Source organism: Paraburkholderia kururiensis JCM 10599 = LMG 19447 (genome assembly GCF_003986935.1).
GTDB lineage: Bacteria > Pseudomonadota > Gammaproteobacteria > Burkholderiales > Burkholderiaceae > Paraburkholderia > Paraburkholderia kururiensis.
In genome coordinates this window covers 1-15,813 of the sequence record NZ_RJZE01000049.1, presented here as the reverse complement: position 1 = coordinate 15,813, position 15,813 = coordinate 1, and the positions used below count along the sequence as shown (strand labels likewise).

Below are 15,813 nucleotides of genomic sequence, written 5' to 3'. Positions count from 1 at the left end.
GCCGTTGCCCATACGCTCAATTGCCGGCCCAGAAAATCGCTTGGCTGGAAGACCCCAGCAGAATTCCTGGACGAGTATCTAAAATCTGTTCAACAATCTAGTGTTGCGACGACCGGTTGAATCCGCCCTGTGAGCCACAGCATGTTTCGATGCCGACAAGGCTCGGGGGATGCTGTGCCATAAGCTGCAGGAGTTGATTGCGCCCCAACTTCTCGCGCAGCACGACTTTGCCGGCAGCGTCGCAACCGACGACGTGGAACCAGCGCTTGCCGAGATCGATTCCTAACGTGACCGAGTTCATGGCAGCCTCCATGGGTGGTAGCACCACTACGATAGAAGAAGCGGGTGGACCATACCATTAGTGGCCGACCAGCTTGCTGATGGTTCGAAGTTTCGCACCTTGACGATCGTGGACGTCTTCACGAAAGAAGCATTGGCCATCGAAGTCGGACAGCGTTTGAGAGGCGAACACGTGGTGTCAGCACTGAATCATATCGCCGTCAGACGCGGAGTTCCGCGACACCTGTTCGTGGACAATGGCAGCGAATTTTCCGGGCGCCTGCTCGACATGTGGGCGTACCACTACCGAGCAAAAATCGACTTCAGCAGGCCCGGTAAGCCGACGGACAATTGCCACATTGAGACGTTTAACGGATCATTCCGCGATGAGTGCTTGAACCTACATTGGTTCGAAACGCTGGGCGAAGCCAAGGCGATTGTCGAGGCGTGGCGCCGGGATTACAACGAGAGCCGTCCTCACTCTGCTCTCAAAGAGTTGGCACCAGCCGAATTCGCCCGTCGGCTGGTGCTTCCATCGGGTTCAACCGAACCCGAAACGCCGCAAAACTCGCTCTAGATCTGGTCCGGAAATTCCAAGCGGATCACGCTCCACATTCTGGTAAGAAGCCCTTACGATGGAGACGCGGGTTGAACGGGATACCCGAGATCCGTCAGTCTTTTGAGCAGCCGTTTAACAGTCCCCTGCATGTCGTGTCGATTGAAGTAATCAGAGCCGAGGTCCTTGTATTCCACGCCGTTGCGAAGCATGTGCCACGCGGCAGTGAGCATGGACGCCGCAACAGCGACGATCGCTTTTTTAGCACCGCGCCGCGCTTTGATTCGCAAGAACTGGGCGTGCAGATAGGTGTTTTTTGTGCGAACTGCTGCCCATGCAGCCGTGACCAGTGCAGTCTTTAACCACGTACCGCTCTTGCGGACACGAGTGCTACGGCGTTTGCCCGCGCTTTCGTCATTACGCGGGCACAAGCCGGCCCACGATATCAAATGGGCGGGATTGGGGAAGCGCGTCATGTCGACGCCGATCTCGGCTACCAAGACCCGAGCAGTCAAATCCCCAACCCCAGGAATGGTCCTGAGCAGTTGGACGTGCTGCCGGATCGGCGTCAACGCCAGCCCCACTGCGGCATCCAAGTCTGCCAGCGCGCGCTCAAGTGCGTCGATGACTTGCAGATGCAGTCCGAGCATGGCGCGGTGATGGGCGGTGACACGGCCGCTCAGCGCTTCGCGCAGTTCACTGGTCTTTCTGCGGGCGTGGCCCTGAGCCAGCGAGGCCAATCGCACCGGGTCATCCTCGCCCGAGACGATGGCCTTGAGCATAGCCCGCCCGCTGTCGCCAAGCACGTCGGACAGTACGCTGCCGAGTTTGAGGTTGGCGTCCTCAAGCACCTTCTGAATGCGCAGACAATGCTGGGCGATTTCGCGGGCCAGCTGCTTACGCGTGCGTGTCAGATCGCGCAACTCCTGAATCGCGGCAGGTGGCACAAAGCTAGAGCGGATCAACCCGTGTGCGAGCAGGTCCGCGATCCACATCGCATCGTTGACATCCGTTTTGCGGCCAGGCACGTTCCGGATGTGTGCGGCATTACCAAGCACTAACTCGAAGGAATCCTCGAGTACGTGCCAGACGGGTTTCCAATACACGCCAGTGGCTTCCATTGCTACATGGGTGCAGAGATGGCTTGCCAACCAGTCAGATAGCGCCAGCAAACCGGTCGTGGTGCTGGAAAAGCTTTGGACCTCGTGGTGCTCAGGCGCAGACACGCAACGTACGCATGCCACGATAGTGTCCTTGTGCACGTCCAGCCCGGCGCAGCGTGGATAAAGTACCTGCATGTTGCCCTCCTGCACGATGGAGAATGGCAGCGGCGGCAGCCCTCGTTATCGGATTCTGGTAAGCGTGATCCAGCAGGGCGACAGACTGCCCCAGGTCACAATTTGGGGTGCTCGCAGGGCTGCGGGTCCAACTCTCAAACGGGCTCAGTGCACCAGACAATGGGCCGACCTCGACCACCGCTGCCTCGCAATACTAGCTCGGCGCGGTGGCCGCTTCATCCTTCGGGGTCGGGCACGTCCGATGAATCACTCTCAAGAGTTGGAGCCTCCACAAAATCCGGGGCGGTTCACGAGTTTATTGACATGCATTATTCGCTCGCTGATTTCCAACGCCGGACGTTGCGCAAAAGCGTGCGCCTATCGACCTTCAACTGGCCAGAAACAAATCGCACCGAATGGTTCTCCAGCAACGCGCAGGCATGCGCACATTGCTCATCATCGAGTGCCACAGGTCGTCCAATCTGCTTTCCGCGTGCACGTGCAGCCGCCATTCCCGCGCGCGTCCGCTCACTGATCAGAGCGCGCTCAAACTCCGCCAGCGCGGCCAGCATATGAAAGGTAAATCGGCCCGTTGTTGACCTTGTATCGATGCATTCGGTTATTGAGACGACCCGAACGTTCCGGCCTTCCAGATCACTGATTATGGTGGCGAGATGCCGAAGCGAACGGCCGAGTCGGTCCAAACGCCAGACTACCAACGTTGTGCCAGCTTGAGCCGCACGCAATGCTTTGCGTAATCCGGGGCGATCAAAGCAAGTTCCTGACGTCCCACGATCCGAGAACGTAATACTGCATCCATACGATGCCAACGCGGCAAGTTGCAGATCAAGGTGCTGCTCAGTTGTTGATACGCGAGCATATCCGATCTTCTTTGTTGTAGGCATCCACTTCTCCAACCGCCAAGCATGCATCGCGCTTGCCTTTTCGACTCTTTTGTCGATGCAACTATTACGACCGTGTTTTGTCCCCCTTGAGTTGCCTGTCATCCGACTTTGCGGTAATGGAACCGTACCCTCTTATCGCGCCGCATGTCAAGAAAAGTTCACAATCAATAGATGCATATTTTTCACTTCAAATAATGTTAAATGGAGTAGCTGCAACGCTTCCATAGCGGCTCCGGTACACGGCAGCCTCAGAATGCGGTGACTTGTGGCCCGATATCCATGTCATCAACCGGCGCGCAGCACTATTCAGAGTTGTGCGCCCATTGGAAGATAGTTAGAAATTTTCAATAAAATCTATGGTTATTAATTTATCAAGATGAAACATATAATGCTGCTATATTTTATCTAGTGTTCTGTCCCAGAAATAACTTTGCATAAACGCGCGATCTTTTCGAGGATGGAATCAGCGGTGGCCGTCCACATGAACGGGCGTTTATGGACGTTGTACTGATCGACGTAGTCAGCCCTGCAAAATTCGATGTACCTCGCGAAGGGCTGTTTGATGCCAGCTCTCCTCGGCCCACAGCGTGAACGATCTGCGCATGCCGCGTGATTTTCGTTTCGTGAACTTGTCGGCGACGAACAAAACGGCGCGCGCGTAAAAGGCCTTCAGGCCCAAACGTGCAATGGCCCGCAGCAACCAGCGAAGGTTGTAGCCGGCCGCTCACCGAGTCCCATCGGCAACATCGGTTGGGTGCGCTCCAATGCCTGACACTGACTCTTCTCATCGACGCACAGCCCCAACGCGGTGGTCGGAGGGCTCAAGTACAACCCGACGATGTCGCGAACCTTCTCGACGAAGAACGGGTCGTTGGACAGATTGAAGCTTTTTGTACGATGAGGTTGCACACCGAACAAAGCGAAGTAACGGGCAACGGAGCTCTTCGATATGCCCGTCTCCTCTGCCGCGACACGTACGCTCCAATGCGTCGAACCCGAAGGCGTTTCACGCAAAACCTTGCTGAGCAACTCCGCAACAGCCTCATCGTCATGCGTACGGGGGCGGCCAGATTTCGCTTGATCGTGGAGCCCAGCCAAGCCTTGCGCGACGAAGCGCTTTTTCCAATGCGTTACCGCTGGCGGCGTGACCGCGCACTGAGCAGCAATTTCGGCATTCGAATGACCATCAGCTGCCATGAGGACAATCTTCGCGCGACGCACCAGCGAATGTGGGAGCGAACGGGAGCGACTCATCGCCACAAGTTGCTCTCTTTCGCTGGCCGATACTTCCACAGCAATGCCGGGTCGTCCCATGGTCGCTCCTTGAATAAGCTCGATCGGAGGACATTGCTCGTTTCATAAAGTTTCTTCTGGGACAGAACACTAGATGGACGTGGTCGAAATCAATGCGTGCCGCAGGTTGTCCCGCACGGCGCCCAGCTCGACGCCCCGGGCGAGCGCGTGGGACGCATGGGTATGACGCCTCGATGGCGTGGTGCTCGCCGGGCACCGCCTTTCCGGCCGCCGGGGTCGATCACCCCGGCATCGCGCCGCGCGGGGATTTCCGGCGGTTCGGGCGTACTACCCCATGCAGGCGGTGAACGGCGCGCCAGCGAAGCTGGCGCCACTTACCACAACCGACCACGACGACCAGGCTGATGATCTGGCGATTAATTCATGACGCACCGGTTTTGTCGCATAAATGTCGAATTAACCTTAATTAACAGTCATTTACACGGTCATTCAGTAGTTTACGAACCATTCTGTATTGTCCGGACTACATGCAATGAACAACCGTAGGTACCGGCTTGTGTTCAGCAGGCTGCGGGGAATGCTGGTCGCCGTTGAGGAAACCGCCACGTCGGCGGGCAAGGCCGGTCAGGGAGAAACGAAGACGGGACGCGCGCCCATGCAGGGCGCGGCACGCGCGGTGCTGTCGCTGTTCGCGATGCGTCACGCCGCGTCCGGCGCGCTGATGCTGGCGGGCGTGGCGCCGGTGGCGCTCGCGCAGATCGTCCCCACGCCGGGCACCAGCACACACGTGGTCCAGACACAGAACGGCATCCCCCAGGTCAACGTGGCAAGGCCGTCCGGGGCCGGCGTGTCGATGAACACGTACAGCCAGTTCGACGTGGGCCGCCCGGGCGCGGTGCTCAACAATTCATCGACGGTGGTGGGCACCCGGCAGGCTGGCTACATCAACGGCAATCCTAACTATGCGCCGGGCCAGTCCGCGAAGGTCATCGTCAACCAGGTCAACAGCAACAACCCGTCCGTATTGAAAGGTTACGTGGAGGTGGGGGGCGCACGCGCGGAGGTGGTCATAGCGAACTCCGCCGGACTCATCGTTGATGGCGCCGGATTTATCAACACGTCGAAAGGAATCCTGACCACCGGCACGCCCACCTTTGGCGCGGACGGCGCGCTCACCGGTTTCGACGTGCGCAGCGGCCTCATCACCGTGCAGGGTGCGGGGCTCAATGCCGCCAATGTGGACGAGGTAGACCTGATTGCCCGCGCCGTGCAGGCGAACGCCGCCATCTATGGCAACACACTGAACGTCGTGGCGGGCGCGAACCACGTCGACCACGACACGCTGGCGGCCACACCGATCGCGGGCACTGGTGCGGCTCCCACGCGCGCCATCGACGTGAGCCAGCTCGGTGGCATGTACGCCAACCGCATCTTTCTTGCGAGCAACGAGTACGGTGTCGGGGTCTCGAACGCGGGCGTGCTCGCCGCGCAGGCGGGCGACCTGACGCTCACCACGCAGGGCCGTCTGGTGCTGTCGGGCCGCACGAACGCGGGCGGCAACATGGCGCTGTCGGCCGCCGGCGGTATCGACAACAGCGGCACCACGTATGCCCAGCAGAACGTGTCGGTGAACACGGCGGCCGATCTCAGGAACAGCGGCACGCTCGCTGCCCAGCAGAACACCACTGTCAACGCGGGCCGTGTTGCCTCGACCGGTACGCTCGGCGCGGGCATCAACAGCGACGGCACGGTTGCGAACGCGGGCGACCTGAGCGTCTCTGCTTCGGGTGCGCTCTCGGCTACCGGTCACAACGCGGCGGGCGGCAATGCCTCGCTCTCCGGTACCGGCATGCACCTCGCGGGCGCCCAGACTTCAGCGAACGGCAATCTCGCGCTGGATGCGGGAAGCGGTGACCTCAGTCTCCAGGGTGCAACGACCGCGGCAGGCGGTGCGCTGTCGGCGAACGCAGGCGGAACGCTCACGAACGATAACGGCATCCTGTCGTCGAATGGCGCGCAGACGGTTGCGGCCGGCGCGGTATCGAACCAGGGCGGCCAGATGGTCTCGCAGTCGACGCTCGACGTGAGGTCGGCGGGCGCGGTGAACAACCGTCAGGGCATCATGCAGGCCTCCGGCCACGAAGCCATCAGTGGGGCCTCTCTGGACAATACGGCAGGACGCGTCACGTCCCTCAATGGCGACGGCCTGTCGGTCGCGACGACCGGCGCGCTCGTCAACGCAGCGGGCACGACCGCGACCGGTGCAGCCGGTGGCGTGGTCGGCGGCAACGGCGCGGTCAGCGTATCGGGCGGCGACATCGCCAACCAGGCACAGATCACCGCGAAGGGCGACGCGACCGTGAACGCGCGGTCGCTGGACAACCATTCGGGCAGCATCGTCGCGGGTGGCAACCTCGGCACCAACGTGGCCGGCGCGCTGAACAACCAGCGCGGCACGCTCTCCGGTTCGGCGACCACGGTCACCGCAGGTTCTGCCGACAACAGCAGCGGCTCCATCGAGGGCGACCAGCTCGCACTCTCGACCACGGGCAACCTCGTGAACCGGGGCGGCGCCATCCGCCAGTACGGTACATCCGACCAGACCATTTCGGCAGGCGGCACGCTCGACAGCACGGGCGGCACCATTGCGACCAACGCGACGAACCTGAACGTCTCGGCCCGGGCCATCACGAACGACGCGGGTTCGATCCAGCACGCGGGCGCCGGCACGCTGAAGGTCGCCACACCGGGCGCCCTCTCGAACGTGGGCGGCCAGATCGCCACCAACGGCGCGCTCGACGCGAAGGCGGGCAGCCTCGACAACACGGACGGCACGCTCTCGGGCCAGGGTACCACCGGGATCAACGCAACCAGCGGCATCGTCAATCACGGCGGCAGGCTTTACGGCGGCACAGGACTGACGGCCACCACCCAGGGCGACTTCGACAACAGCGCAGGCTCGGCGCAGACCGGCGGCAACCTCGCCGTGACGGCGGGCGGCGCCCTGTCGAACGCGGGCGGCACGATGTCGGCCAACGGCGCGCACGGCACGGCAGCGGTGTCCGCCGCGAGCATCGACAACAGTGCCGGCAGGCTCGTGAACGCGGGCGACGGCGCCACCACGGTGACGGCGGCCACCTCGGTGACCAACACCGGTGGCGTGCTGGGCGGCAACGGCGACGTCATGCTCCGGGCGCGCACGCTGGCCAACAATGCCGGCGCACGGTTCGTCGCGGCCCGCGCGGCGCGCCTCGCCGTGTCGGACCGCGTGAGCAACACGGGCGGCACCGTCTACGGCGGCACGGCGCTGGAGCTGAACCAGTCCGGCGCCACCGTCACGAACGATGGCGGTACGCTGGAAGGCGGCCAGGATGTCTCGGTCAGGGTCGCGTCGCTGTCGAACACGGGCGGCGCCATCCGCGCGAACCGCGACATCACCGCCAGCGGCGCGGTGAGCGGCGACGGCGAGATGACGGCGGGCCGCAACCTTGGACTGGCGGTCGCGGGCGACTACACGAACGGCGCGGCAAACCGCCTGCACGCGGACGGCAACATGAACGTCTCCGCCACCGGCACGCTGACCAACAGCGGCTCGCTGACGGCGGGTGGAGCGCTGACGGCCTCGGGCGCGAACGTGGTCAACGCGGCGGGCGCCGACATCAACGGCACCACCACCACGGTCAACGCAACGGACACGATTACCAACGCGGGCCGCATCGAGGGCGATTCGGTCACCACGAACAGCGCGACGCTCGCGAATACGGGCACGTTGATCGGCAACGACGTGCAGGTCAACGCCACCGACGTGCGGAACAGCGGCGCGGCGGCCGTGATCGCGGGCGCGCGCAGCGTGAAGCTGTATGCGTCGAACTCGGTGTCGAACACCGATGGGGCGCTGATCTACAGCGCGGGCGACATGGAGATCGCGAGGGACGGCACGCGCGACGCGGCCGGCCTGCTCGCGAACCAGACCGGCACGCTCGACAACATCGCGGCGAACATCGAGGCGGACGGCAACCTCGACATCGCCGCGCACACGGTGAACAACATCCGCACCGGTGTGGTCACGCAGGCGGGCACGCCCACGGTCACGGGTACGCAGAACCTGAGCCTGTGGACTGCCGGCCTCAGCGGCAGCCAGGGCAACGGCCACTACAGCATCACGTTCCCGCAGTGGACCTGGGAGTACAGCCTGGCGCCCATCTCCGGCGCCATGGTGGGTGCGCTGCGCACGCCGATCTCCGTGACGCTGCCCAAAGCCCAGGTGACCAGCCTCGATACGGCCACCCAGACCTTCTCGCTCGCTACGCCGATTACCGAGGAATACTGGCTCTGCGCATGGCACCAGGCGTGTGTAGGCTCGCCGGTGGACGGCTCGACTCCGGCGCGTACCATCGCGAACAATCCGGTGCAGTACTACAACAGCATCACGGACAACGGCAGCACGTACACGGTCACCTTCTGGCCGGACTGGAATCCGCAGACCAACATCCGGCCCGACCAGGCAATCGTGCGCACGGACCTCGGGCCCGACTCGCACGACTACAACGAGATCCGGCGCACGGTCACGACGACCACGGCCACCGACCAGCTCGTGAGCGCCGGCACGGCGGCGAAGATGCAGGCGCAGGGCGCGATCCGCATCAACGCCGACGGCGGCAGCATCAACAACCAGTCGTCGACCATGGCCGCCGGCGGCGACCTCGTGCGCCGCGCGAACGGCGGCAGCGTGAACGACACCGGCACGGTGCTGCAGCAGACGGTGACCGAACAGGACACCTCGACCTTCTACTGGCACCAGAAGACCGGTGGCGACAGCGACACGAAGACGGTGGTGTATCCGTCCACGCCGGCGGCTTCCACCACGGTGGACGCGCTGCCCGCCATCGCGAGCTCGAACCAGACCGTGCAGACCGATGCCGCCACGATCAACGTCTCCAGCGTGAACCGCGTGGGCCAGACGGTGACGGGCTCGGGCGTGACGGGCGGCAACGCGACCGGCACGCAGCTCGGTGGTCTCTCCGGCCAGTCCATGGGCGCGCAGACGCTGGGCGGCGCCGCAGGCGGCATTCCGAACCTCGTGCTGCCGGTCAACGGCCTGTACAGCTACCGCACGGCGCCGGGCGCGACATACCTGATCGCGACCGATCCGCGCTTCACGAGCTACCCGAAGTTCATCTCGAGCGACTACATGCTCGGCCAGCTCGGGCTGAACCCGCAGGACACGATGAAGCGGCTGGGCGACGGCTCGTACGAGGAGAAGCTGGTCCGCGACCAGGTCACGCAGCTCACGGGCCGCACGTTCCTCGCGGGCTACTCGGACAACCTCGACGAATACACGGCGCTGATGAACAGCGGCGTCGCGTATGCGAAGCAGTTCAGCCTGACGCCGGGCATTGGCCTGACCGATGCGCAGATGCAGCAGCTCACCACGGACCTGGTGTGGCTCGTCTCGCAGGACGTGACGCTGCCCGACGGCACGCACCAGACGGTGCTGGTGCCGAAGCTGTACCTGGCCCAGGCCGATACGGTGGACCTCCAGCACAGCGGCGCGCTGGTGGCGGGCAACGCGGTGAGCTTCAATGCCACGGGCGACGTGAACAGCAGCGGCCATGTCGTAGGCGATGTGGCCACCACGGTGCTGGGCGACAACATCGTCAACCGGGGCGTGATCGGCAGCGGCGGCACGACGACGGTTTCTGCCGTGCAGGATGTGCGCAACGTGAGCGGGCGTATCGGCGGCGTCGATACGCTGGTGCAGGCCGGGCGCGATGTCGTCAACGAAACGGAAACGTTCGGCGTGACGCAGACGCTGCGCGACGGCAACCTCGTTTCGACGGCAACGGCCCAGGGCGTGCAGGCCACCGGCACCCTCTCGGCCTCGAACAACGCGGCGGTGCTCGCCGGACGTGACGTGAAGCTCGCGGGGGCGGCGATCGACACCGGCGGCAGCGCGCTCGTTGCGGCTGGCCGCAATATCGACGTGGGCACCGTGACGCTCGCGTCCACCCAGGACGCGCACACGGACGACGGGCTCAACGGTGGTCACACCACCACCACGCACAACGTCGGCAGCACCGTCACCACGGGCGGCAGCCTCACGACCGTCTCCGGGCACGATACGACGCTCACCGATGCGACGGTGAAGGCGGGCGGCAACGCCACGATGCTCGCCGGGGGCGACCTCACGGTCACGGCGGCAAAGGATACGCAGACCCACGACGAAAAATCGCTCGGCGGGAGCCTCACGAAGCACACGGCGTCGTCGTACGACGAGGTTGCACAGGGCAGCGATGTCAACGCGGGCGGCAACCTGCTGCTCGGCGCGGGGCAGACGGATACGGCGGCGAAGCTGCTCTCGCCGTATCACGTGAGCGTCGCGCCGGGCACACCGGGCGCGGGCAACGGAACAGGCAATCTCTCGGTGCCCGGTTCCAGCGTGACGACAGGCTCGACGGCCGCCGACGGCACCGTAACGGGAGGCGCGACGAAGCTGGTGGCGACCGGTGACGTCACGGTGGGCGCCGTGACGCAGACGCACGACTCGCAGGGCTGGACGCACGACACGAAATCGGGGTTCATGTCCGGCAGCACGATGACGGACACGACCAGTGCGCACCGCACCGTCTCGTCGGGCTCGACCGTCGCGGGCGATACGGTCACGGCCAGCGCGGGTCACGACCTCACGGTGGCAGGTTCCACGGTGGCTTCCACGGGCGACATGGCGCTTGCGGCCGGACACGACATGACTGTCACGACGACGCGGGACACCAGCACCAGCAGCCATTTCCACGAGGAAACGAAGTCGGGCTTTGGCGCCCTCAGTGGCAACGGCATCTCCTACGGCAACAGCGACCAGAAGGACACGACGCACGACGGTTCGGTCACGCAGAACGGCAGCCTCGTGGGCAGCACGGGGGGCAGCGTGTCGATGACGGCGGGTAACAGCCTGCACGTGACCGGCAGCGACGTGATCGCGGCACAGGACGTAACGGGAGTGGCGGCCAACGTCACGGTTGATTCGGCAGCGGGTACGACGCATCACGACGAGACGCACGAGACGAAGTCGAGCGGCTTTACGCTGGGTCTTGCGGGCACGCTGGCCCAGCTCGTCGAGGGCGCGGCCGACCAGGCGCACGCGGCCGATAACAGCCAGGACGGACGCGCTTCGGCCCTGCACGCGATTGCCGCTGCGGGAGATGTGGCTTCCACGGCGGAGTCGCTGGCGAAAAATGGAGGCAAGCCCGACATCGGCGTGCAGCTGAGCTGGGGCACCAGCAAATCGAAGAGCACGTCGCAGGAAGACCAGACCACGCAGACCGGTTCGAACGTGAAGGCCGGCGGCACGGCGGCGTTCATCGCCACGGGCGACGGCACGCCGGGCAGCGGCAACGTGACCATCGCCGGTTCGGATGTGAGCGCGAACAACGTGCTGCTCAACGCGAAGAACCGGGTCAACCTCGTCAACACGACGAACACGGATTCGACGCGCAGCACGAACGAGTCGAGCAGCGCGAGCGTCGGCGTTTCGTACACGCTGGGCAGCGGCTGGGGCGTATCGGCCTCGATGTCGAACGCGCACGGCAACGCCAACAGCGATGCCGTCATGCAGAACAACACGCACGTGACGGCGGCGAACAACGTCTCCATCGTATCGGGCGGCGACACGAACATCACCGGTTCGGACGTGAGCGGAAAGCACGTGTCGGCCGACGTGGGCGGCAACCTCAACATCGTGAGCGTGCAGGACACGACGGTGAGCGAGGCGCACCAGTCGAGCAGCAGCGGCGGCTTCAGCATCTCGCAGGGCGGTGGCAGCGGCAGCTTCAGCAGCCAGCACGGCGACGCGCACGGCAACTACGCGGGCGTGAAGGAGCAGGCCGGCATCCAGGCGGGCGACGGCGGTTTCGACATCAACGTGAAGGGCAACACGGACCTGAAGGGCGCGACCATCGCGAGCACGGCCGATCCGTCGAGGAACACGCTGACCACGGGCACGCTGACGTACTCCGACATCCAGAACCACTCGGACTACAGCGCGTCGAGCAGCGGCTTCTCGGCTGGCGCGTCGATGGGCAAGGCGACGAAGGCGACCGGCCCGTCATCGGTGCCGGGCGCGGGCGGCATCACGCCGATGATCTCGCAGCACAACAGCGGCAGCTCCGATGCAACGACGAAGAGTGCCATCAGCGCGGGCACGATCACCGTAACCGATGCGGCGAACCAGAAGCAGGACGTCGCGAGCCTGGACCGGAACACCACCGACACGAACGGCACGGTGTCGAAGCTGCCCGACGTGAACAACCTGCTGACGAAACAGGCCGACATGATGGGCGCGGCGAGCGCCACAGGTGAAGCGGTGGCGACGCAGATCGGTACGTACGCCGACATGAAGCGCGACGCAGCCCTCTCGGAAGCGAAGAAGGCCGACGAGGCAGGCAACGCAGAGCTGGCCGCGCAATACAGGCTGGAAGCGGACAGCTGGGACGAAGGCGGCACGAACCGCCTGGGCATGCACCTGGCGGGCGGGGCGCTCATTGGAGGGCTGGGTGGTGGTGGAACCGGAAGCGCGGCCCAGGGGGCGGCCGGGGCAGGACTGGCGGCATTGCTGGCCGAACAGACGAAACAGGCCGCAGACGAGGTCGCTGGGGCCACGGGTTCAGGACTTGCCGGGAAGTTCGCAGGCAACCTGCTCATCGGCGCGGCAGGTGGGCTGGTCGGCGGATCAGCCGGCGCCGCCACGGCTTCGAGCGTCAACCTCTATAACCAGTGGAACCACACGGACACCGATACGCTTGAAGAGGCCAGCGGGCAGGGTACGTTGCGCAAGAAGACAACTGCGCTCGATCTGATCTTGCAGAGTGTCGCCAATGGTCTGAACGCGGTGTTCGGGATGGGTGGCGGCAAGCCGCCTACGATGAGTCCGGGGCTGGTGTTGGCAGACTCGGTACCGCGGCCACCGGTCACCGGTTCGGTGAATGCGCAGGGAAAGACGCCGCCGAATGCGCTACTGGCCAGCAGCGGCGATAATTCGAGTAATGCAAACGCTGGCGATGCCACAAACACGGCGGTGACTTCGGAAGGAACGGCCAATGCTGCAACCGGCCAAGGTTTGAAGGGGCAGCTCATTAATGAGAATCTCACCAATATCGCAGCGCAGGACCCTAGGCTTGCAGCGGCGGTGAATGGCAGCGGCACAAGCAACATCAACTTCTCCATCGGTAGCGGCACGACGGCTGAGGCTAACCAACTGGGGAAAATTTGGGTCGGTGACGGTGCAACCATGATGAGCGACGGTTCTGGCTTTATCAGCGCTGATGGGACTCGCGCTTATAGATTTCCCACAGAGAAAACGTCGTCCTATGCAACGACGGGTACGCAGGCGAACTTTGAAACGTACAATGTCAATGCGGTAACGGGACAGCGGGTGAAGGTGAGCAATGGCCACCTCAATGTGACCAACTGAGGAATATGACATGCATGCTGTCGTACGGAGTATTTCAAGCGACGAATTTGAAATAAAGTCATATGTGCCTGACAATCCGGCGTGTTTTTCTTTGAATCTTCGAATTCGGATCGGATCCAATGAAACGTCGGGTGCAGACGATTTTGAGGTTTGCGTTTGTACACCGGAATGGCTCACGAAATATGTCTGGGAGCCTCGTTGGGGGCGTCATCTATTGATTGTTAGAGAATATGATCTGTCGGCCATCGAGAAGTGTATTGGCGATTATGTAGATGGGTGCACGGGGACGGACTGGAACAGCATTGCAGAAAAGCTGGGGCGGGTTTTCGCGTGGGAATTTGAGGGTTACCAAGGCTGATCAGACGTCACTGACACCTTCTGCGCGCCCCGGTTGTTGCCACAAACAGCAGCGTAACTTCGAACGGTTCGGCCAACGCAGCGACCGCGCCGAAGCTTGCTGACGATCTTGCTGCGAGCATGTCGAAGCCAATAGTCACGGACACCAAGCTCAGTGGACTGATGGACGACCTCTATCGCGATGGCGCCAAGATTGGCACAGGGAGTACTGCTGACGCAGTCCGCTATGAAACCGAGACTGGTAATCCAGTCGGTGGTGTTTTCCATACTCAGAAGGCACAGGACTATTCAGTGGCGCTGCAAAAGTGGTTGGACTCAAATCCCAACGCTTCATTCAGCGACCGCTCGGCGGCCCAGAATGTTCTGAGAGACCTCCAGAATGCATTGAAGGGAAAATAATGGACACTTGGGAAGATTTCGTTGCCGACCTGACGAGGGTTGAGTTTCTTCGGCTGGCTAGAGAGGAAGCTGTTGAGGATTGGGGGCCGGACATTCCGACTACGCTTCTTTTTGGGAAGCTAGGGAAAAGCGTAGCCGAAAGATTTGATGAGTTTTCACCCGAAGATCGGGCCCATATCTTCAATATCATCGAGCTCGGTATGACAGCAGGGAATACCGATCTCAAAACCTTCGTTGCAACCGGCCTGCTGGAGTCTTTGTACGCGCGAGCTTCTCGGGATGGCGTCCTTTTGACGCGTGTCGAGGTGCAACTCGGCGAGGCGTCAAGAGCGTACTTGAGAGACTGGGGAGAGTGGCATCAAGGGTGATCATCTGTTCCGCAATCCAAAAGGGGCTCAACAAGTACCTTGGAGGTAAACGATGAAAGCGAACAGCGCCATGAGGCAGGCGCTGGGAAAAATGCGGCTTGGAACTGAACTCAATCCCTCTCTCAAGAGCATCGCGCGGGGTGGATTCGAACAATGTGAGCGACTTTCCAGAGTGATTCTGTAGCGGGCAGATATGATCGATTTCTGTGTCGTCCGTGACGTTCTGTAAGCCGTCACGCGAATGCCGCCGGGCATGAGTTGCACATCCCGGAAGCCTGCGCTATCTGAAAAAGGCGCTATTCGTCAGTCGGGCACCGAACTATCGTGACTTTCCCCGCGTCAGAGGGTGGGGACAAAAAACGGATCGTTGATTATCGTTAACTTCGGATAACTAAATGAAGATATTCTCCCGTATCCGCGTATTGGTAATGAGTGGCATGGTGGTTGCCGCAGTGGCCTGTACGCCCACTCACCACGTCACCACGGAGACGCCCGGCTACGATCCGGCCGTCTCCGCGCGCATGCGCATCCTGACCGGAAACGACCTGCAGACCGCGTCGTTCAGACCGGGCCCCTGTCATACCGGCAACTGGCCGACCGACCCGCAGCGGGTCGCGGTCGACGACGGCTTCCTTGCCAGATACAGATATTCGTCGCGCAGCGTCACCATCGGCATGCCGCCGAGCCCGCGCCCCTGGATGCGCGTCGAGGGCCTGCGCTTCAAGGACCTGATCCGGGAGTACGTGGTCGACGCCGGCAAACCCCTCACGCTCTCGATGAGCACGGCGGGCGGGACCGACTATGACCACTGGTCCTGCCGCGCGTCCGACGTGAGCTTTACGCCTGTGGCGGGTCAGGACTACGACGTGTTCCTCGCACTGGAACGAAGCGGCCGGCGCTCATACAACTGCTCAATCACCATCCACCACATTGACGCAAACGGGCTCGATGA

General features: G+C 62.8%; 8 protein-coding genes and 2 pseudogenes. 6 read left to right on the top strand and 4 right to left on the bottom strand.

The annotated features are described in order from the left end of the window. Positions 1–97: 97 nt before the first annotated feature. Entirely contained in the window at positions 98–301 is a 204-nt protein-coding gene (locus tag PKKP23_RS32255; protein ID WP_126879917.1) for a hypothetical protein, read from the bottom strand. 45 nt (positions 302–346) lie between these two features. Between PKKP23_RS32255 and PKKP23_RS32250 the strand changes: the two are divergent. After that, positions 347–856: pseudogene (locus PKKP23_RS32250) on the top strand (integrase core domain-containing protein); the annotation flags it as partial. A gap of 53 nt (positions 857–909) precedes the next feature. On the opposite strand, the gene PKKP23_RS32245 reads toward PKKP23_RS32250, so the two are convergent. From PKKP23_RS32245 to PKKP23_RS32230, 3 genes and pseudogenes are all read right to left on the bottom strand, one after another. Beyond that, positions 910–2,133, bottom strand: coding sequence for an IS110 family RNA-guided transposase (locus PKKP23_RS32245; RefSeq protein ID WP_111021510.1), 1,224 nt, complete (start codon positions 2,131–2,133; stop codon positions 910–912). A 308-nt stretch (positions 2,134–2,441) separates the two neighbouring features. Then, positions 2,442–3,017 carry a recombinase family protein gene (locus tag PKKP23_RS32240; protein ID WP_126879916.1) on the bottom strand — a complete coding sequence of 192 codons (576 nt, stop codon included), beginning with the start codon at positions 3,015–3,017 and terminating at the stop codon, positions 2,442–2,444. 405 nt (positions 3,018–3,422) lie between these two features. Continuing rightward, positions 3,423–4,331 (bottom strand): annotated as a pseudogene (locus PKKP23_RS32230) (IS630 family transposase). A 472-nt stretch (positions 4,332–4,803) separates the two neighbouring features. Here PKKP23_RS32230 and PKKP23_RS32225 point away from each other — a divergent pair. The 5 genes from PKKP23_RS32225 to PKKP23_RS32205 form a co-directional block, all read left to right on the top strand. Further along, complete coding sequence (locus PKKP23_RS32225) at positions 4,804–13,737, top strand: two-partner secretion domain-containing protein (protein ID WP_240659253.1); 8,934 nt, start codon at positions 4,804–4,806, stop codon at positions 13,735–13,737. Between the two features lie 10 nt (positions 13,738–13,747). Continuing rightward, positions 13,748–14,095: an immunity 8 family protein gene (locus tag PKKP23_RS32220; RefSeq protein WP_126879915.1), complete on the top strand. Its 348-nt coding sequence runs from the start codon at positions 13,748–13,750 to the stop codon at positions 14,093–14,095. Positions 14,096–14,256: 161 nt separating this feature from the next. Next, on the top strand, positions 14,257–14,493 hold the full coding sequence (locus tag PKKP23_RS32215; RefSeq protein ID WP_126879914.1) for a type IV secretion protein Rhs: 237 nt from the start codon (positions 14,257–14,259) through the stop codon (positions 14,491–14,493). After that, a complete protein-coding gene (locus tag PKKP23_RS32210) occupies positions 14,493–14,861 on the top strand; it encodes a hypothetical protein (protein ID WP_126879913.1) in 369 nt (122 codons plus the stop codon). Before PKKP23_RS32215 ends, PKKP23_RS32210 begins: the two co-directional genes overlap by 1 nt. 395 nt (positions 14,862–15,256) lie before the next feature. Continuing rightward, positions 15,257–15,813: hypothetical protein (locus tag PKKP23_RS32205; RefSeq protein ID WP_126879912.1), on the top strand; the 557-nt coding region annotated here is incomplete at its 3' end.